This is a genomic window from Alteromonas sp. 4NH20-0104, from assembly GCF_057547795.1.
In genome coordinates this window covers 1-18,514 of record NZ_BAAJLP010000035.1, presented here as the reverse complement: position 1 = coordinate 18,514, position 18,514 = coordinate 1, and the positions used below count along the sequence as shown (strand labels likewise).

The 18,514-nt window shown below is 52.0% G+C and carries 21 protein-coding genes; 13 read left to right on the top strand and 8 right to left on the bottom strand.

The window, feature by feature from the left end:
* Positions 1-3: 3 nt before the first annotated feature.
* The 5 genes from AC27IB_RS20100 to rutR all read right to left on the bottom strand — a co-directional run bounded on the left by AC27IB_RS20100 (position 4) and on the right by rutR (position 3,575).
* Positions 4-621: a FlgO family outer membrane protein gene (locus AC27IB_RS20100; RefSeq protein WP_296053023.1), complete on the bottom strand. Its 618-nt coding sequence runs from the start codon at positions 619-621 to the stop codon at positions 4-6.
* A 111-nt stretch (positions 622-732) separates the two neighbouring features.
* Positions 733-1,029 (bottom strand): YfcL family protein, encoded by a 297-nt coding sequence (locus AC27IB_RS20095; RefSeq protein WP_296053021.1) that lies wholly within the window; start codon positions 1,027-1,029, stop codon positions 733-735.
* Between the two features lie 37 nt (positions 1,030-1,066).
* Positions 1,067-2,191, bottom strand: a complete 1,125-nt coding sequence (locus AC27IB_RS20090) for an ATP-NAD kinase family protein (protein ID WP_296053020.1) — start codon at positions 2,189-2,191, stop codon at positions 1,067-1,069.
* Positions 2,188-2,760, bottom strand: a complete 573-nt coding sequence (locus AC27IB_RS20085; RefSeq protein WP_296053018.1) for an elongation factor P hydroxylase — start codon at positions 2,758-2,760, stop codon at positions 2,188-2,190. Before AC27IB_RS20085 ends, AC27IB_RS20090 begins: the two co-directional genes overlap by 4 nt.
* Positions 2,761-2,885: 125 nt before the next feature.
* The gene (rutR, locus tag AC27IB_RS20080) at positions 2,886-3,575 is read right to left on the bottom strand and encodes an HTH-type transcriptional regulator RutR (RefSeq protein WP_296053016.1); all 690 of its coding nucleotides are present in this window, start codon (positions 3,573-3,575) and stop codon (positions 2,886-2,888) included.
* A gap of 280 nt (positions 3,576-3,855) precedes the next feature.
* Here rutR and rutA point away from each other — a divergent pair, with 280 nt between their 5' ends.
* The 11 genes from rutA to AC27IB_RS20025 all read left to right on the top strand — a co-directional run bounded on the left by rutA (position 3,856) and on the right by AC27IB_RS20025 (position 13,513).
* Positions 3,856-4,950, top strand: coding sequence for a pyrimidine utilization protein A (rutA, locus tag AC27IB_RS20075; RefSeq protein WP_296053014.1), 1,095 nt, complete (start codon positions 3,856-3,858; stop codon positions 4,948-4,950).
* Positions 4,950-5,711, top strand: a complete 762-nt coding sequence (rutB, locus tag AC27IB_RS20070; protein ID WP_296053012.1) for a pyrimidine utilization protein B — start codon at positions 4,950-4,952, stop codon at positions 5,709-5,711. The genes rutA and rutB overlap by 1 nt, the downstream gene beginning before the upstream one ends.
* 11 nt (positions 5,712-5,722) lie before the next feature.
* On the top strand, positions 5,723-6,106 hold the full coding sequence (gene rutC / locus AC27IB_RS20065; protein WP_487123149.1) for a pyrimidine utilization protein C: 384 nt from the start codon (positions 5,723-5,725) through the stop codon (positions 6,104-6,106).
* A gap of 2 nt (positions 6,107-6,108) precedes the next feature.
* Positions 6,109-6,921, top strand: coding sequence for a pyrimidine utilization protein D (gene rutD / locus AC27IB_RS20060; protein WP_296053752.1), 813 nt, complete (start codon positions 6,109-6,111; stop codon positions 6,919-6,921).
* Positions 6,918-7,508 (top strand): malonic semialdehyde reductase, encoded by a 591-nt coding sequence (locus AC27IB_RS20055; RefSeq protein WP_296053751.1) that lies wholly within the window; start codon positions 6,918-6,920, stop codon positions 7,506-7,508. Before rutD ends, AC27IB_RS20055 begins: the two co-directional genes overlap by 4 nt.
* A 12-nt stretch (positions 7,509-7,520) precedes the next feature.
* Positions 7,521-8,042: a flavin reductase gene (locus AC27IB_RS20050; RefSeq protein ID WP_296053749.1), complete on the top strand. Its 522-nt coding sequence runs from the start codon at positions 7,521-7,523 to the stop codon at positions 8,040-8,042.
* Between the two features lie 97 nt (positions 8,043-8,139).
* On the top strand, positions 8,140-9,630 hold the full coding sequence (locus AC27IB_RS20045) for a CoA-acylating methylmalonate-semialdehyde dehydrogenase (RefSeq protein WP_487123146.1): 1,491 nt from the start codon (positions 8,140-8,142) through the stop codon (positions 9,628-9,630).
* Positions 9,631-9,662: 32 nt separating this feature from the next.
* Positions 9,663-11,126 (top strand): NCS1 family nucleobase:cation symporter-1, encoded by a 1,464-nt coding sequence (locus AC27IB_RS20040; protein ID WP_487123144.1) that lies wholly within the window; start codon positions 9,663-9,665, stop codon positions 11,124-11,126.
* Between the two features lie 100 nt (positions 11,127-11,226).
* Positions 11,227-11,925: a DUF8198 family protein gene (locus AC27IB_RS20035; RefSeq protein WP_487123142.1), complete on the top strand. Its 699-nt coding sequence runs from the start codon at positions 11,227-11,229 to the stop codon at positions 11,923-11,925.
* Positions 11,918-12,373 carry an acyl-CoA thioesterase gene (locus AC27IB_RS20030; protein WP_487123140.1) on the top strand — a complete coding sequence of 152 codons (456 nt, stop codon included), beginning with the start codon at positions 11,918-11,920 and terminating at the stop codon, positions 12,371-12,373. The genes AC27IB_RS20035 and AC27IB_RS20030 overlap by 8 nt, the downstream gene beginning before the upstream one ends.
* A gap of 3 nt (positions 12,374-12,376) precedes the next feature.
* On the top strand, positions 12,377-13,513 hold the full coding sequence (locus AC27IB_RS20025) for a retroviral-like aspartic protease family protein (protein ID WP_487123138.1): 1,137 nt from the start codon (positions 12,377-12,379) through the stop codon (positions 13,511-13,513).
* An 11-nt stretch (positions 13,514-13,524) separates the two neighbouring features.
* On the opposite strand, the gene AC27IB_RS20020 is transcribed toward AC27IB_RS20025, so the two are convergent.
* Positions 13,525-13,761, bottom strand: coding sequence for a thioredoxin family protein (locus tag AC27IB_RS20020; protein WP_296052437.1), 237 nt, complete (start codon positions 13,759-13,761; stop codon positions 13,525-13,527).
* 8 nt (positions 13,762-13,769) lie between these two features.
* Entirely contained in the window at positions 13,770-14,762 is a 993-nt protein-coding gene (locus tag AC27IB_RS20015) for a permease (protein WP_487123136.1), read from the bottom strand.
* Positions 14,763-15,068: 306 nt separating this feature from the next.
* Here AC27IB_RS20015 and AC27IB_RS20010 point away from each other — a divergent pair, with 306 nt between their 5' ends.
* Positions 15,069-15,638, top strand: coding sequence for a cytochrome b (locus tag AC27IB_RS20010; protein WP_487123134.1), 570 nt, complete (start codon positions 15,069-15,071; stop codon positions 15,636-15,638).
* Positions 15,639-15,702: 64 nt separating this feature from the next.
* Here AC27IB_RS20010 and AC27IB_RS20005 read toward each other — a convergent pair whose 3' ends face one another.
* The gene (locus AC27IB_RS20005) at positions 15,703-17,748 is read right to left on the bottom strand and encodes an NADPH-dependent 2,4-dienoyl-CoA reductase (protein ID WP_487123132.1); all 2,046 of its coding nucleotides are present in this window, start codon (positions 17,746-17,748) and stop codon (positions 15,703-15,705) included.
* 118 nt (positions 17,749-17,866) lie between these two features.
* Between AC27IB_RS20005 and AC27IB_RS20000 the strand changes: the two genes are divergently transcribed.
* Positions 17,867-18,472: a TetR/AcrR family transcriptional regulator gene (locus AC27IB_RS20000; protein WP_296052429.1), complete on the top strand. Its 606-nt coding sequence runs from the start codon at positions 17,867-17,869 to the stop codon at positions 18,470-18,472.
* Positions 18,473-18,514: the final 42 nt, after the last annotated feature.

The window sequence follows — 18,514 nt, the reverse complement described above, 5'->3', positions numbered from 1 at the left end:
TGATTACCCTTTATTCTCTGTACGATATAGCCGGCCATTACGGGTTGTCACCTGCTCATCCAGCCAAAATAATTCTGCCGGGAAAAAGCGCGTTGCGGCTGCCACCACATCGCGGGTCCGGGCATTAATAATACGCGCGTTAACCATAGCCCCTTCCTGCTGATAAACCAGCGTGCCGGTAATAAAAAAGTCGACCCGCTCCATAGCAGATAACTGGTCAATATCGCGCGACAAGACCTTATCGGACTTTTCTCCTACTATTATATCGTTCGTCAGCTTAAACTCTTGAGCAGTAAATCCACGTTTTGTGGCTTCGGTGAGGATCCCCTCTTCCAGTTGATGCCCGAGTAATTGCAGCGGGTGCTGAAAGGTCTCATCGTAGGTCAGCGAGTCAACCGGCACGAAACCAGTTACCGCATAGCGGATTTGCCGGGCCGGACGCACATTAGCAAACAGTTCGTTGGCCAGCACATAGGTGTGATATTCCACGTTGCCCAGCGCCGGTACCGGCACCTGATCATTGGTCATTTCCATCACCGGCGGCGCAGAACTGCATCCCCCCAGTAACGTGGTGGCCAGTAAAGCTGTAAGAAAAGTCGTTCGCAGAAAATATTGACGCATAATGGGATCCAACCTGTGTTAACAGTTCAGAGTCTGCAATTATCGCACCAGCTTAACTGCCCTTGTAAAATGCGGGGGTAGCCGTAACAAGCGGCAAAGTCCTGCCACATCTTAAAGGCTGGTCAGCAATTTTTGCCACAACACAGTTACTGCTTGTTGATCAGCCGGCTCCAGCTCGTTGTTGGCAAACGCCTGCTCAAGGCTTTGCTGCATGATGTGACTGAGCTTTTCCACCGACGCCGTTTCATCCAGTTCGAGCTTGCGTGCTTCCACCGCAAAGTGTCCTTGCAGATAACTGGCAATAAACAACTCATCGTCACTGCCATGGTCCACCACACTGTCCAGTGCGCTATCGATAGTGGCTACGGCATTAACAAAAGCATCGCTGGCTTTAACCTGTTGTTGCATAGTGTCTCGCTTATTTTTCGTTAATTAATTGCTGTTACTACTGCAGCGGATAATACACCCGGTCGTCATAACCGGTTATTACTGCAATAATCCCGGCCAGTTCGCTATCGAGCTCCTCGTCGCCGGTATCGCTGCGTAATGGTCTGCCTTCCAGTTGCTGAAGTTTTTGTTTGGTGGCCGCTACCAGAATGTTGTCACGACCAATGGCCCTTAATACATCCGGGCTTAGCTGCTGATTGCCGCGGCCAAAGATATGACCCTGTCCGCCTATGGCGGTGATCACCAGCCGGGCCGGAGAGTCACTGACCAGCTTAAGCAACTGTGCGGCGGTCACGTCGGCGGCGATGACCTCGCCGTTTTTGACCACATCCACCCCCAGCAGGGTATTGGCCAGCCCCAACCGGGCCATCACTTCCCCCACGGTGGAACCTGACCCCATGACATATACATGTTCGTCATCGTCGGCAATCATTTCACTTAAGTATTCGGCAATGTCGTTAATGACCATTGACTCATCCTCACGGCCGCCCATCTTTACCGACTGCACGTAAGTAAGTTCATCAGGCACCTGCATTTCACCATAATGCCGGGCCCGTACTTTGCCTTCCCGGAATGCTGACTCATCTATGTCGCGGACCTCTGCCTGACGCACACTCACCAATTCACCGGTAAGCATTTTGGCCACCACATCACCGGCTGCCGATGGCGTGACCGCATACACCCCGGAATGAATTTTAACGCCCGCTGGCACGCCGAGCACAGGCACTTTATCATCAACGATACTGCACACGTTGCGCGCCGTGCCATCGCCGCCGGCAAACAGAATTAAGTCGACGCCTTGCTCTACCAATTCCCGCACCGCGTTTTCCGTATCAGTATGCGTGGTCTCGGTGCTCTGGCTGGTGTAAATCACGCTATAATCGAACCCCAGCGCTGCGCAACAGGTCTCGCCCATTTCGCCGCTGGCCGTCAGTACACAAAGCTGCGCAAAGTCTGTTAGCTTGCTCAGTGCCCGGGTCATTTTCTCGTTGGCCAGTTTGGTCGCTCCCGCCGCCAGCGCCTGCTGACGAATAGTATCGCCATCACTGCCTTTAAGCGCCATCGCACCGCCAATACCGGCGAACGGATTGATTACCACGCCTAATCGAAAGGCTTTACTCATTGCGGATACTCCTTATTTAGCCAGGTTTGACATAACACCGGACCGTTAAACTTATTTCGCAACGCATTAATAAACTGGCTGGCCCGGGGCGGAAAGCCGGTTTCCAGATAGCGGAGCAGTTGCTCTCGGACACGACGGGTAAACCCTTCGCGGTCTGGTTCGGCGCCATTTAAATTATCGGTACTCACCTGAAAGCGGCGGTTCGCGGCAATGGTCATGGCCCATTCAATGGCCTGAGGTTTTACTTCTACCTGTTCAAACGCCAGCTGTTGACTGGCATCACGGCCATCGGGGCAGTACCAGTAGCCATAATCTTCCAACAATCGACGCTGTTCGCCGGCAATGCACCAATGGGCAATTTCATGTAGCGCACTGGAAAAATAACCGTGGGCAAAGACCACCTGATGATAGGGCGTTTGTGGCCCGGCGGGCAGATAAACCGGCTCGTCCTCACCTCGGATAAGACGTGTATTGAACTGCGCTGCAAAGGTCGCATCAAACAGCGACATTAGCGGTGCGACGTCCGCATCTTCATCACATTCTGGGGCCCGGTTCATTGCCTGTTGCATACAAAAACGCTTCAATTGGAGTAGTGGATTTATCAGGCGCGCAGAATAGCAAACTCTGCCCGGGGCGGCCACTACAGCGCATCACACAACCGCTAATTTCCAGCTGTCAGCCACGCATCGCTCCACTAACCCTGGGGTTGTGGGGTAATGCCGCCCAGGATGATTTGCTTAACGGATGCCAGTGTACGATTAAAGAATTCAGGCTGGTTAAGATCGTTGCCCGTAACCGCCGTAATTTGCACATTGAAATCGGCATAATGCTGGGTGATTGCCCAGATACTAAAAATCAGGTGGTAAGGGTCCACCGGCAACAACTTACCTTGTTCAATCCAGCTGTTGATAACTTTAACTTTGGCGTCCACTAACTCACACAAGGGGGATTCCAATTCGTTTAGTAGTAATGGTGCGCCCTGCACGACTTCCATACAAAACAACTTGGATTCTGCCGGATGATCACGCGACAGGGTAAGTTTCACCTTTATATAGTCAGACAAGGTTTCAATAGGATCCTGGTGCGCCTCAAACGACTTCAGTGGACTTAACCAGACATCCAGCAAGTGCTGAATCACTTCGATATACAACTGCTCTTTACTGGCGAAGTAGTAAAGCAAATTCGATTTTGATACCTGACCGGCCTCGGCAATTTGCTCTACGGTGGTGCCGTTCACGCCATGTTTAGAGAAAAGCATTAACGCCGCACTCATAATGCGATTGCGTTTGTTTTTTAACGCTTCCTGACGTTTTTTCTGCGTGTCGGGTTTAAACACCCGCGGGGATTTTTCCGGCTTAACTGGATCATTATTCGAAGAAGTCATGCGCTTCGCTTGTCTCACCTTAAATTGCTTATGCCGCAGAGTAATGCATTTTCTGCCACAAAGAAATTGCACCAGAAGCGATCAGTTGCCTTTGTGGAAGTGAACCAAATTGGACCAATTGGTCCAACTTCGACCTTAACAAAAACATAACCATATGATATTTAGCAACTAAAAATATTGGCGCACTTCCTGCTGTACGATTATTGCACGCTGTCAGTAACACGGCTCGACCGGGAGGACGAACTCAGCTGACGTTTCAAACCTAAGCAACGAAGCGAGAATGAAAATGGATATAGGCGTATTTATTCCAATTGGCAATAATGGGTGGCTGATTTCAAAAAATTCACCGCAGTACAAACCTTCCTTTGATTTAAATAAGGAAATCGTACTGAAAGCAGAACACTACGGGCTGGACTTTGCCCTTTCAATGATCAAGTTGCGCGGGTTTGGCGGCGAAACTGAGTTCTGGGATTATAATCTCGAGTCATTCACCTTAATGGCCGGGCTGGCCGCTGTGACCAGCAAAATCCAACTATATGCCACCGCAGCAACACTGGTGCTGCCCCCTGCCATTATGGCGCGTATGGCAGCCACCATAGACTCTATCTCCCACGGCCGTTTTGGCGTCAACCTGGTTACCGGCTGGCAGCGACCTGAGTATTCACAAATGGGCATGTGGCCCGGCGATGAGTTCTTCGGCAATCGTTACGAGTATCTCGAAGAATATATCACTGTCGTCAAAGAACTGTGGGAAACCGGTAAAAGTGATTTTAAAGGCGAACATTTTCAAATGGACGACTGCTGTATGCTGCCTAAACCCGAGGGTAAGATCCCGCTAATCTGCGCTGGCCAGAGTGCCGCCGGCATGGGCTTTTCGGCAAAACACGCAGACTACAATTTTTGTTTTGGTAAAGGGCTCAATACCCCCACCGCGTTTGCCCCCACCGCTGAACGACTCATTGCCGCGGCCGATAAAGAACAACGCACCGTGACCTCAGCGGTACTGATCATGATTATCGCCGATGAAACCGATGAAAAAGCCATGGCAAAGTGGGAGCACTACAAAGCGGGGAAAGATCAGGCTGCACTCGACTGGATGTCGCAACAGGGCGCCGCCGATAAAAAATCAGGGAAAGATACCAATGTCCGGGATATGACCGACCCAACATCTGCGGTAAACCTGAATATGGGCACGCTGGTTGGTTCTTATGCCTCCGTGGCCGCCATGCTCGATGAAATTGACACCGTGCCCGGCTGTGAAGGCGTGTTACTGACCTTCGATGACTTTATTCAGGGGATGGATGACTTTGGTAACAAGATTCAACCGTTGATGAAGTCACGTCAGCATCTTTATGATGCGTCAGGAGCCGCCTGATGTCAGCCAACCAGCCCATAGAGATAGCCGGCTATTTTCAGGCCGACAAAGCCCCGGCCCCCGGCGTGCCGGTATTGCCAGCCAAACCTGAACCACTCGCCCTGGATCCGGCTCTGACTGCCGTGATTGTGGTGGATTTACAAAATGCCTATGCCAGCAAGGACGGCTATCTGGATAAAGCCGGCTTTGATGTGTCGGCCACCGGGCCGGTCATAGAAAGCACGCTTAAAGTAATCAATACCGCCAGAGCAGCAGGCATGCCCATCGTATTTTTCCAAAATGGCTGGGACCAGCAGTATCAGGAAGCCGGAGGGCCCGGCTCACCCAACTGGTATAAGTCCAACGCGCTGAAAACCATGCGTAAACACCCTGAACTCATGGGTACATTACTGGCCAAAGGCAGCTGGGATTACGAATTGGTTGACCAGCTTTCCCCCCAGCCCGGCGATATCGTGATTGCCAAACCCCGCTACAGTGGTTTTTACAACACCAGTCTGGACAGCATCCTGCGCAGCCGCGGCATTAAAAACCTGGTCTTCACCGGTATTGCAACCAACGTTTGCGTGGAATCGACCCTGCGGGACGGCTTCTTTCTGGAATATTTTGGTGTGGTCCTGGCCGATGCCACTCACCAGGCCGGCCCCCCTGCGATCCAGCAAGCCGCGCTGTTTAACATTGAAACCTTTTTTGGCTGGGTATCCACCGTTAGCGATTTTTGTGAATTATTTGCTTCATCTCATTCAACCAACGCATCAGTTTAAGGAATAACACCATGAGTAAAACGTCAATCATTCCACCAGGGACAGGTAACCCCATTGCACCGTTTGTACCCGGTTCAATGGCCGATAATGTGTTGTATGTATCCGGCACGCTACCCTTTGATAAAGAAAATAACGTGGTACATGTAGGCGATGCAGAAGCCCAGACCCGCCATGTACTGGAGACTATCAAAGGGGTAGTTGAAGAAGCCGGCGGGACGATGGACGACGTCACCTTTAATACGATTTTGATTACCGACTGGGACAATTATGCGGCAGTAAATAAAGTCTATGCCGAGTATTTTCCCGGCGAAAAGCCCGCCCGGTATTGCATTCAGGTTGGTCTGGTAAAGCCTGAAGCCCTGGTTGAAATAGCCAGCATCGCACACATAGGCTAGTCATGTATTACGAAATCCATGGCAATACCGCTGAACAGGCCCCAACACTGGTGTTTAGCGCCGGTTTAGGGGGCTCAGCCAACTTCTGGCAACCGCAGTTGGCCGCCTTAAAAGATGACTACCGGATTATCCTGTACGACCACAAAGGCACCGGGCGAAGTCCGGCCCCCCTGCCCTCACCTTATAGCATTGAGCACATGCGTGATGAAGTAGTCACCTTACTGGAAAAGCTGGCTGTAACAACCTGTCATTTTGTTGGTCATGCCTTAGGCGGACTGGTGGGGCTATCGCTGGCCAAACACGCGGAGCAACGGGTTCTGAGCCTGACCCTGATAAACGCCTGGAGTGCCCCCAACCCGCATACGCTGCGCTGTTTTGATATCCGCAAAGCCATCCTGGCTAATTGCCCGAAGGCGACTTTTCTGCAAATGCAGGCCCTGTTGCTTTATCCGCCGGACTGGATTGCCCACCATGCTGAACAGCTGAAACAGGAAGAAAGTCATCTGGCAGCGCATTTTCCTGATGAGGATAATTTACTGGCCAGAATAGGCGCACTGAGCCAGTTCGACATGCACGCGCAGCTGCCTGCGATACACACCCCCACTCTGGTGCTGGCCAACAAAGATGACATGCTGGTGCCCTGGTATTGCTCAGCGTTACTGGCCGATGCCTTACCCAACGCGAACTTATCGTTACTCGATTATGGCGGCCATGCGTCAACGGTAACGGTAGCAGACCAATGCAATACCGTACTTAAGGCCCACCTCGATAAATTCCACCACAACGATAAAGCGCCTGATAAGGAACTATCATGAATACACCACTCAACGACGCCGCTCTGGGACAGCTATTCAGCCAGGCTCATAGTCACTCAAACTGGCAGGATAAACCCATTCCCGACGAAGTAATTCAACAACTGTACGAGCTGACTAAGCTGGGTCCCACCTCAGCAAACTGCTGCCCGGCGAGGTTTGTTTTTATTACTTCCGAGGCCGCAAAGGCAAAACTTAAGCCCTGTTTATCCAGCGGGAATGTAGTGCAAACCATGAGTGCTCCCTGCACCGTTATCGTGGCGTACGATGCACAATTTTATGACCAGCTGCCCACACTGTTTCCTTATGCGGATGCCAAAAGCTGGTTTACATCGAGCCCTGAAGCGGCCTATGAAACCGCCATGCGTAACAGCTCTTTGCAAGGCGCCTACCTGTTAATTGCAGCCCGGGCACTGGGCCTGGATACCGGCGCGATGTCAGGATTTAATCCCGACAAATTAAATGAAACGTTTTTTGCCGACAGCAGCTGGAAAGTGAACTTTCTGATCAATATTGGCGTGGGTGCCCCGGACAAGGTACACCAACGCCTGCCGCGGTTAAATTTCAACGATGCCTGCAAAGTACTTTAATAAGGAAACCCTATGACTCTCAGTGCCTTAACTGAAACAAAAGAAACAAACGCCGGCACCGTTACAGCGCAACAATACTGCCAGGGTATGGCCAGTGTTGCCGCCGCAGTGAATATCGTAACCACCAGCAATCATGGCACGCCCGCAGGCTTTACCGCTACGGCCGTCTGCAGCGTGAGTGACGACCCGGCAACCTTACTGGTGTGTTTGAACCGCCAGTCGTCGGTCCATCAGGCGTTCAGCCAGAGCCGGCATCTGGCGGTGAACACCCTGGCCGCCGGGCAGGACGCCTTATCAAATCTGTTTGGCGGACGCGCGCCCATGGCAGAACGCTTTTCACAGGGCAACTGGTCAACGCTGAGCACCGGCTCCCCCGTACTTAGCAATGCCGCAGTGATCTTTGATTGCCGCATTATTGATGTCAAAAGTGTCGCTACTCACGACGTTTTTTATTGCCAGGTAGTCGCCATTCAGGAGCAACCGGATACCGGCGCACTGCTGTATTACCAGCGCGGCTACCATACGCTGACATAGCATTGATACACAGGCAGCACAGCCATTTTCACATAATGGGCTGTTAACAGGGAAAGCGCGGTCAGTCACCGCGGTACGGCAACAAATAAGGGACAAAATGAAAGTTATAGGTCATTTTATTAACGGCTCTACCTGCACGCCGCAAGGCTATATGCAGGATGTGTTTAACCCGGCTACCGGGCAGGCAGAAAAACAGGTGCTGCTGGCATCAGCGACAACCGTAAAAGAGGCCATCAGTGCTGCGCAGAAGGCCTTTTCTGCGTGGCGAAATACGCCGGTGAATAAACGGGCCCAGGTGATGTTTAAATTTAAGCAATTGCTGGAAATTCATGCCGACACTCTCATCGAACTGATTGGCCAGGAGCACGGCAAAATAGGCCATGATGCAGCCGGCGAATTGCAAAGGGGTATTGAAAACGTTGAATTTGCCTGCGCAGCACCGCAGTTGTTAAAAGGCGAGCACAGCAAAAACGTCGGCCCGGCCATTGATGCCTGGAGTGAGTTTCAGCCCTTAGGCGTTGTTGCAGGTATAACCCCTTTTAATTTTCCGGCGATGGTGCCGCTATGGATGTTCCCGTTAGCGATCGCCTGCGGCAATACCTTTGTGTTAAAACCGTCAGAGCGTGATCCGAGCTGCGCTATGTATCTGGCAGCATTACTCACGGAGGCCGGATTACCCGACGGTGTAATGAATGTTGTTAACGGCAATAAGGAAGCGGTTGATACGCTGCTGGATGACAAGCGTGTCAAAGCAGTTAGTTTTGTTGGCTCCACACCGGTAGCTGAGTCCATTTACCAGACCGCCAACGCCCGGGGCAAGCGTTGCCAGGCCCTGGGAGGCGCAAAAAATCATGCTATCGTAATGCCTGATGCCGATATTGAAAATGCGGCCAATCAGTTACTCGGCGCTGCATTTGGTTCATCCGGTGAACGTTGTATGGCGTTATCGGTGGTGGTTGCCGTGGGAGATAACACCGCAGATGCGCTGATTGGTAAGCTCAAAACGGCCATGGCAACGTTGCAGGTAGGCTGTTATAACAATCCGCGCAACGATTTTGGCCCGTTGATTACCCCGCAGCATAAAAGCCGGGTCGAGCAGTATATTACCAGCGCCGAAGAACAAGGTGCTAAAGTAGTGGTCGACGGACGGCGCTTCAGTGTCCCCGGCTTCGAGCAGGGCTTTTTTGTGGGCGCTACACTGATTGATCGGGTCCTGCCGTCAATGGACAGCTACCGGGCGGAGATATTTGGCCCGGTATTACAAGTGCTGCGGATCAACACCATGCAGCAGGCTATGCAACTGATTGACGAACACGAGTATGGCAATGGCACCTGCATATTCACCCGCGATGGTGAAGCTGCGCGCTATTTTTCAGACCATATCGAAGTGGGGATGGTGGGCATCAACGTGCCCTTGCCGGTGCCGGTTTCCTACCACAGTTTTGGCGGCTGGAAACGGTCCTTGTTTGGCGACTTACACGCCTACGGACCCGATGGCGTGCGGTTTTACACTAAACGAAAAACCATCACACAACGCTGGCCATCCAGCGGCGTAAGAGAGGGCGTGAGTTTCTCATTTCCCAGTTAACCTAACCTGGTGTTTAACCTGCGAGGCGCTTTATGGAACAGCCACCGATTCAGCAGCAGTACGACAGCGATTTATGGAATCCTGATTTAGCCCCCACCACGGTGGCTGAACGTACCTGGACCTGGCACCATTTCGCCTCGCTCTGGATTGCCATGGTGGTTTGTGTCCCCGCCTACATGATGGCGGCAGGATTAGTGTCTGAAGGGATGAACTGGTGGCAGGCGGTGGGCACCGTGCTGTTAGGCAATGTAATTGTGCTTATCCCAATTCTCCTTATTGGTCATGCCGGGGCCCGCTACGGTGTGCCATTTCCGGTATTACTGCGCTCCTCCTTTGGCACCCGAGGCGCTCGGATCCCGGCCTTAGCCAGAGGCTTAGTCGCCTGTGGCTGGTTTGGCATTCAAACCTGGGTAGGGGGTTCAGCTATTTACGTCATCGTTAACGCCCTGACCAACAATGTACTGACAGGCGCTCCTCTGCCCTGGCTGGGCATCGATATCGCGCAGGTGGTCTGTTTTATCGCATTCTGGCTGCTGCATGTGGTATTCATCCGCTATGGAACCCAGGCTATTCGCGGTCTGGAATCCTATGCTGCGCCTTTCCTTATTGGAATAGGTCTGGCATTGCTGGCGTGGGCATATGTAATGGCCGGCGGGTTTGGTGAAATGCTGTCGACGCCCTCACAATTTGTCACAGGCGGCGCCAGAGAAGGCCAGTTTTTGGCGGTTTTCGGACCGGGCCTGACGGCGATGGTTGGCTTTTGGGCCACCATGGCGCTGAATATTCCCGACTTTACCCGGTTTGCCAAAACCCAGCAGGCGCACATCATCGGCCAGGCAATTGGCTTACCACTCCCCATGGCTTTATTTGCTTTTATTGGCGTTGCCGTTACCTCGGCCACAGTTACCATCTACGGTGAGGCAATCTGGGATCCGGTGGTGCTGGCAGGCAAAATGGGCGGCATGAGTGTGGTAGTGGCGCTGGCTGCCCTTGCACTGGCTACTCTTACCACTAATCTGGCCGCTAACGTAGTGGCACCGGCTTACGGATTTTCAAACCTGCGCCCGCAAAGTATCAGTTTCAAAATGGGCGGTTATATTACTGCGGGGATTGGTATTGCCATCTTTCCATGGAAACTACTGGAAAGCGCCGGCGGCTACTTATTTGTCTGGCTGGTCGGCTACTCTGCATTACTTGGCCCCATTGCCGGGGTGTTGCTGGCGGATTACTTTTTACTGCGCAAAGGTCGGTTAAACGTTGATGCGCTATTCATGCATAATTCAGAGTACGGCAGCAACAATGGCTGGAACCTGGCTGGCGTAATCGCCCTGTTGCTTGGCATTTTGCCTAGCTTACCCGGTTTTCTGCACGCCGCGGGGTTATTAGACGCCGTACCGCCAATTTTCGATACTCTTTATGGTTATGCCTGGTTTGTAGGGGTGTTTACGGCAGCCGCCATCTACCTGTTATTAGCCAGCAAGAAAACGGCGGATTAACTGCACTGCCTGTTACAGCCCATGGTACGGCTCCCCCTATTTGAGGTAACATAAGCGGCGACATGACATAAAGTTGATCGCTAAGCTACAAGGATGCCGTGTGGTTGAACAAATTATTGCCCATTTACGCCAGGTTAATGCCCGGCGAAGTCTGGCAGAACAAATGCAGTTATTAGCGCCTATTCAGGCGCTGCAGGAATGGCAGTGTCAACGATTACTCGCCACCCATGCAAAACTGGCTCAAAAGCCCTCTTACGCCAAAGCCATGGGCTTTTTTGTTGATGAGCTGTACGGGCCAAAAGACTTCAGTCAGCGTGATGCCGACCTGATGCGGGTGATCCCCAAACTCGCCAAAGCCCTGCCCAACAAAGCCATGCATGCCATCGAACAAGCGCTTTGGCTTAATGCCCTGTCGTTTGATTTGGACATGGCCGTGGCACAGAGTCTGGCAGGTGCACCACTTAACCGGGATAGTTATGCCCGGGCCTATCGCGAGGTGGGACGCGGCGAAGATCGGGCCCAACAGATCCAAATTGTGGCCGGGTTGGGCGAACAGTTAGCCGATGTGGTGAAAATTCCCGGCATCGGCTTGTTAATTAAACTTTCACGTCGCCCGGCTAAAATGGCCGGCTTGCTGAGTATGCATGAGTTTTTGCAGCGCGGGTTCGTTGCCTTTAAAGACCTCGGTAATGTAAACGCCTTTATCGAGCCGGTGATTGCCACCGAAACGGCGCTCAACCAAAAACTGCTCGACCCTGATATAAACCTGACTGAAGAGAATCCGCTCCCCTATGTCTGACCTTTTTGACTGGCAGTATCCGGCGCCTTTTACCAGCACATGGGAAATACAGCCCCAGGATATTGATCATTACCATCACGTGAACAACGTGGCCTATTTAAGCCAGCAGGAAAAACTCGCCTGGGCCCATTCCAGAGCGCTGGGACTGGGGTTTGAACATTACCAGCAGGCCGGCCGCGGCATGGTAATATTCCGTCACGAATTAAATTATTTAAAACCGGCTTTACTGGGCGACACCCTGCACTGTGCCACCTGGATCACCCGGTGCGATGGCAAAATAACACTTACCCGCGAATTTCAGTACATCCGGGAAAGTGACGGCGAAACAGTATACCGGGGGCACACTCAGTTTGCCTGCGTAACGCTGGCTACCGGTGCTCCCACCCGAATGCCAAAGGCGTTTGTTGATGTTTATCTGCCAGCTTGCCTGGCCAGCCAGGCGGATTAATCCGTGTCGCGCTATGCTCTGCTTGTTACTCTTTGTCTACTGGTATCAGTCAGCCTTAATGTGTATTTACTCTGGCCTGTACCAGCGCCCACTGCCGTTGAACGCCCCCCGGGCCAACCAGCCACTACGGTAACGGCAGACAGCGTGAGAAAACCGCTGGCCTCAGCAGTGCAGCAGTCAGCGCCCAACTTTCAAACCGAGCAAGAAGAAACACCAGCCCCCCACATCAATACCGTTCGGCAGTGGCTGGAACAAGGCAATTTTGCCCGGGTGGAACGCTTTTTAATTGACGCTCTGCGCGAGAGCCCCGACTCTGCCGAACTGTTGTTACTGGAAGCCGATTATATTCTGGCTACCGAGCCCCTCAGTGTGGCCGTGACTCACTTTTATGCCATGCAAGAGCTCAGCGTGTTTAATCGTGCTCAGCTTGAAACACTGCAAAACAGAACGGCTGAGCTAATAAAGAGCACCATCACCGCGCTGTATAACGCCGGTGACTGGGATATGCTGGCACAGTTTTTAGAGCCTTTATTTCAGCTCAACAGCACCGACCAAACGCTGACGCTAAAGCTCGCTGAAGCCTACGCCCGGCAACAGAAATTCACCCTGATGGAAGATGTGCTGGCGAATTTAAGCACCAGTAATGCCGGTGCCCGCAGTTTACGCCAGCGTTTTTTACCCGGTCAGGCACCTGGCTTACAGGACACCGCGGAAAGCCCTACGGCCACAGCGCAGACACCAGTTACGCGACTGGCACTGACTCGCTATGGCGATCAGTACATTGCCAATGCCGAAATGCTTAACCGGCCGGCAGCGCTGTTACTGGATACCGGCGCGAGCAGCACGGCCATCAGCTTTGAGCTGTATAAAGCGTTGCGGCGATTTAATCAGGTCGACGTAATAGGATTGTTCGATGTGCGCACGGCAGGCGGCACTATCCGTTCGCCACTGGTACGTATTGAGAGTATGACCCTGGGCCCGTTCAAGCTCAGCAATATTGGCGTATTTGTGATGCCCGAGGACGCTTTACAACAAGCCGATGGCCTACTGGGTATGAACGTATTAAAACAGTTTCATTTCCAGCTTGATCAAACTACCGCTGAGCTGTTGCTCACTCTTCGCGACAACAGTGCCCCCTGACCCAGGCCGCCTTAGCGGGTGAGCCAGGCTTTCATTTGTTCGGTTTGCGGAATAGAGCCACTGTGAACCAGTTGGCCGTCAACGACCACCGCAGGGGTACTCATTACACCGTACTCCATGATCACCTGAGGATCCGTTTGTTTGCTCACAGTTACCTCGATGTTCATTTCCTGCGCTAGTTTTTGTAACTGTTCGGCGGTTTTAGTGCATTTTGCACAACCACTGCCCAATACTTTAATATCTTTCATTAGTCACCTCACATAAGTGCTGCTAAGGCATTTAATAGCCAACCCACCAGGGTAAACGACACCAGCAGCATCACGAAAACACAACTCAGCAAGCGCCACTGCATCACTTGTTTGAGTAAGATAAATTCCGGAAAGCTGGCCGCCACGGTACTCATGCAAAAGGCGATGGTGGTTCCCACTGGCAGGCCATTTACCAGCAAGCTTTCCATTACCGGGATCACACCGGTAGCATTAGAGTAAAGCGGTATGCCCAACACCACCGCAGCGGGTACCGACCACCATTGCCCCTCCCCAAAATGCTGCGCAATCCAGCCATCCGGTACCACGCCATGCAAAGCGGCCCCTAACCCAACGCCAATAAGTACCCATTTCCAGACCCGGCTAAAGATATCCAGCGCCTCTTGTTTGGCAAACTGGTGACGTTGTTTGAGAGTCAGGGAGGGTTGCTCGCTCTGTGAATTGCTGACGGGTGCTTGCCGGGCTTTTTGTAACGCCTTCAGAGCAAAGTCGCGGAGCCATCGTTCGGCTTTGATCGAGTCCAGGAAGGCACCACCGAGGATGCCTGTCATCATACCAATCAGGACATACATCAGCGTTATTTTCCAGCCCACCAGACTCAGCAACAGCAGCACTGCCACTTCATTAATTAACGGAGAAGTAAGCAAAAATGCCATGGTAATCCCCACCGGGATGCCCGCCGAGGTAAACCCCAGAAAGACCGGAATACTGGAACAGGAGCAAAACGGCGTGACGGCTCCGAACAGACTGCCCAGCACATAGCCAATGCCTTTGTTCTTTCCCGCCAGGTAATCGCGGACCCGTTCGACATTAAGCGCTGCCCGTATTAATGCAATCAGATAGATCATCACCACCAGCAAAACATAAATTTTGCTGATATCTTCAATGAAAAAATGTACCGCATCACCCAGTTTTGTTTCAGCTGACAATCCCAATACGGTATAGGCCAGCCAGTCGGCAAAACGGGTAAATATCTCAAGCATAATAATGGGTCCACTGCCGTCGCGCCTGGCGCTGATCGAGGTTGCAACTTTGGGCTACTCATTTCATGATACTTAATGGCTGGCAATGTTTATTGTCCGAAAACAATAAACGGGGCTGGTGGTGTTATTTTTATAATTTCCCCTGAATAGCAACGACCAATAGCACTACAGACCTCATAGTTTTTACTATTTTTCTATTGCGCTGGTTTGCGATTTGTCATCTACTTGTAGATGGCGTGAAGCATCCTGTCCTTCAGGCTAAGTCAAAATAATCCTTACACTTTTTCTGCCACATGAGAATTTACAATGATGAAAGACACCCGACAGCAATTTAGTAAAATCACCATCTCACTGCATTGGGCAGTCGCTTTGCTGATGATTGCCTTGCTGACCGTCGGCATATACATGACCGAAAATAAAGACTATAGCTTGTATGGCCTGCATAAATCCTTCGGCGTGATCGTACTGGCACTGGCGCTGGCCCGGGTTTACTGGCGGATGAAAAACGGCTGGCCTGTGGCGGCGGGCAACTATAAAGTCTGGGAACATAAACTGGCCCATATCGTGCACTGGGTACTTATTCTGGGCACACTGATAATGCCCATTTCCGGTGTCATTATGTCGTCGATGGGTGGCCACAACGTGCCGCTATTCGGTATCGACTTAATTCCTGCCAATCACGATCCGGCCAACCCGCAGGATGTTATCCCGCGCAACGCCCAGCTGGGTGAAATGGCAGAGGAAGTCCACGAAATAGTAGGTTATCTGCTGATAGCTTGTATCGTATTGCATATTGCAGGCGCGCTTAAGCACCATATTATCGATAAAGACGGTACGCTAATGCGTATGAAAGGAAAGCGAATAGACGTGGAGTAACCGTCAGGGAATAAAGGGGTCAGAGTCCATTATCGATAATAATGGACTCTGACCCCTTTAATTTTTAGATAGCCATGGCCACTTTGGTGCCCTGTTCGATGGCCCGTTTGGCATCAAGCTCCAGCGCTTCATCGGCGCCACCGATAAGGTGATAAGGCAAGGTAAGACCCTCTACCAACGCCCGTTGCGGCTCCTGACCGGCACAAATGATCACATTATCCACGTCAAGCACTTGTTGTTCCTCACCCACCGTGACATGCAGACCGTCATCATCAATTTTATGATACTGCACGCCCGGGATCATTTTTACCCCTTTCATTTGCAAGCCCAGGCGGTGTGCCCAGCCGGTGGTTTTACCCAGGCCCGCACCCACTTTACTGGACTTACGCTGCAGTAACACGATTTGCCGTGGAGAAGGCTCCGGTTGCGGCTGCATACCTTCCACGCCGCCACGGGCTGAGAAGGTCATATCAATCCCCCACTCGCGCATAAAGGAGGCAATATCCTGACTGGGCACTGACTTACCGTGACTTAAATACTCCGCAGTATCAAAGCCAATGCCACCGGCACCAATAATGGCCACTTTAGCGCCTACCGGTTTTTTCTCCCGCAGCACATCGAGGTAAGTCATGACTTTACTGTGGTCGATACCTTCGATAGCAGGTGTCCGCGGCACAATACCGGTAGCCAGTAATACTTCGTCAAAGCCTTGTTCGTTTAACGTTTGTGCGGTGACCTGAGTATTTAGCTTCACCTCGACATTAAGCAGCTCCAACTGGCGCTTAAAATACCGCAGGGTTTCATAGAACTCTTCCTTACCGGGGATCTGCTTGGCAATATTAAACTGCCCGCCAATTTCTGCGGCCGCATCAAACAACACCACACTGTGCCCGCGTTTGGCTGCTGTGGTAGCGGCGGCCAGTCCTGCCGGACCGGCGCCAACAACTGCCACTTTTTTCGGCGATTCGGCCGGCTTCATTTTGTACATCAGCTCATGACAGGCAAACGGGTTAACCAAACAGCTGGTGAGATTGCCGGCAAAAATATGATCCAGGCAAGCCTGGTTACAGCCGATACAGGTATTAATCTCATCGCTGCGCTGGGTTTGCGCCTTATTAACAAATTCCGGGTCTGCCAGGAATGGCCGGGCCATAGACACCATATCGGCATCGCCCCTTGCCAGCACTGATTCGGCCACTTCTGGGGTATTAATACGGTTAGACGTGATCACCGGAACACTCAGTGCCTTGCGAAATTTAGCCGTCACCCAGGTAAACGCTGCCCGTGGCACTTTTGTGGCTATCGTCGGGATACGCGCTTCGTGCCAGCCAATCCCGGTATTAATAATGGTCGCACCGGCTTTTTCGATCGCTTGCCCAAGAGTAACCACCTCATCGTAAGTGGAGCCGCCTTCCACCAGGTCGAGCATGGACAACCGGTAAATGATAATAAACGCCTCACCTACAGCCTCGCGTACCCGGCGCACTACTTCCACTGGCAACTTGATGCGGTTTTGGTAATCTCCGCCCCATTCATCACTTCGATGATTAGTTCGGGCCGCAATAAACTGATTGAGGAAATACCCCTCAGACCCCATGATTTCAACGCCATCGTAACCGGCAGCTTTGGCCCGTTTGGCGGTTTCAACAAAATCGTTAATCTGCCCGTCAATTTCTTCGCTGGTTAGCTCTCGGGGTTTGAACTGATTAATCGGCGCCTGTAAGGCAGAAGGCGCTACCAGATTGGGGTTGTAGGCATAACGGCCGGTATGCAGAATTTGCATACAAATCTTGCCCCCGTTGGCGTGCACCGCGTCGGTCACCATTTTGTGGTGCTCCACCGCTTCATCGCTGTCGAGCATCTTGGTTTTAATGTGTACGCCGCCTTCCTGGTTAGGCCCGATACCGCCGGTAACCATCAACGCCACACCGCCCTTGGCCCGGGTAGCATAGAACTCAGCCATGTGAACGTGTCCGTTAGGCATCTCTTCCAAACCGGTATGCATGGAGCCCATAACAATACGGTTTTTTAGCTGAGTGAAGCCTAAATCCAGTGGTTCGAATAAATGCGGATACGACTGGTGTTGATTTGCAGCGGTTGCCTGCGACATGAGTGCCCCTTTTATTAACCTTTCATTAAACTGAACAGTGTCAAGATAGGCTTATAATTTGACACTGTCAAGATAAAGATTATGCTAGTCAGCAATTGTGACAATCTTAGGAAGCAACATGCCGTCAGCCGGCAATCAAACTTATCACCATGGCGATTTACGCTCGGCGCTATTAGACGCCGCGTCGGCCCGTATTGAAAACCAGGGCATAGAAGGCCTTTCATTACGCAAACTGGCCGACGACGTGGGTGTCTCCCGCTCAGCGCTGTACCATCATTTTCGTGATAAGAACGCGCTGCTTAATGCGGTAGCCGCTAATGGTTTCGCCAATTGGATTGCAATGACCTCTGAATCCGGCGGTGATGAGTCCGTCCCTGCGCCAGTACGGATGAAACAGTTTGTGCATGGCTATGTTCACTGGGCGGTAAAACATCCGCAGCTTTACGACTTAATGTTTGGCCGCCCTATCTGGAAAAACGATCTGGCCGACGATGAACTGAAAGACGTGGCCTACCCGGCCTTTCAATATATGCTGAGCCTAATTACCCACTGGCAGCAACAGGGTTTGCTGCTGGCCGATAAACCAGCGCTGCGTCAGACTCAGGTGATCTGGGCGACTCTGCACGGCCTGGCAAAACTGGTTACCGACGGCGTGTACGCCGACTCCAGCCATATCGATGAAATGTGTGACTGCGCAGTAAACATGCTACTGCCTAAGCAATGATGAGGTCCAATAATGGGGTCAGAATACATTAGCCGAGATAAT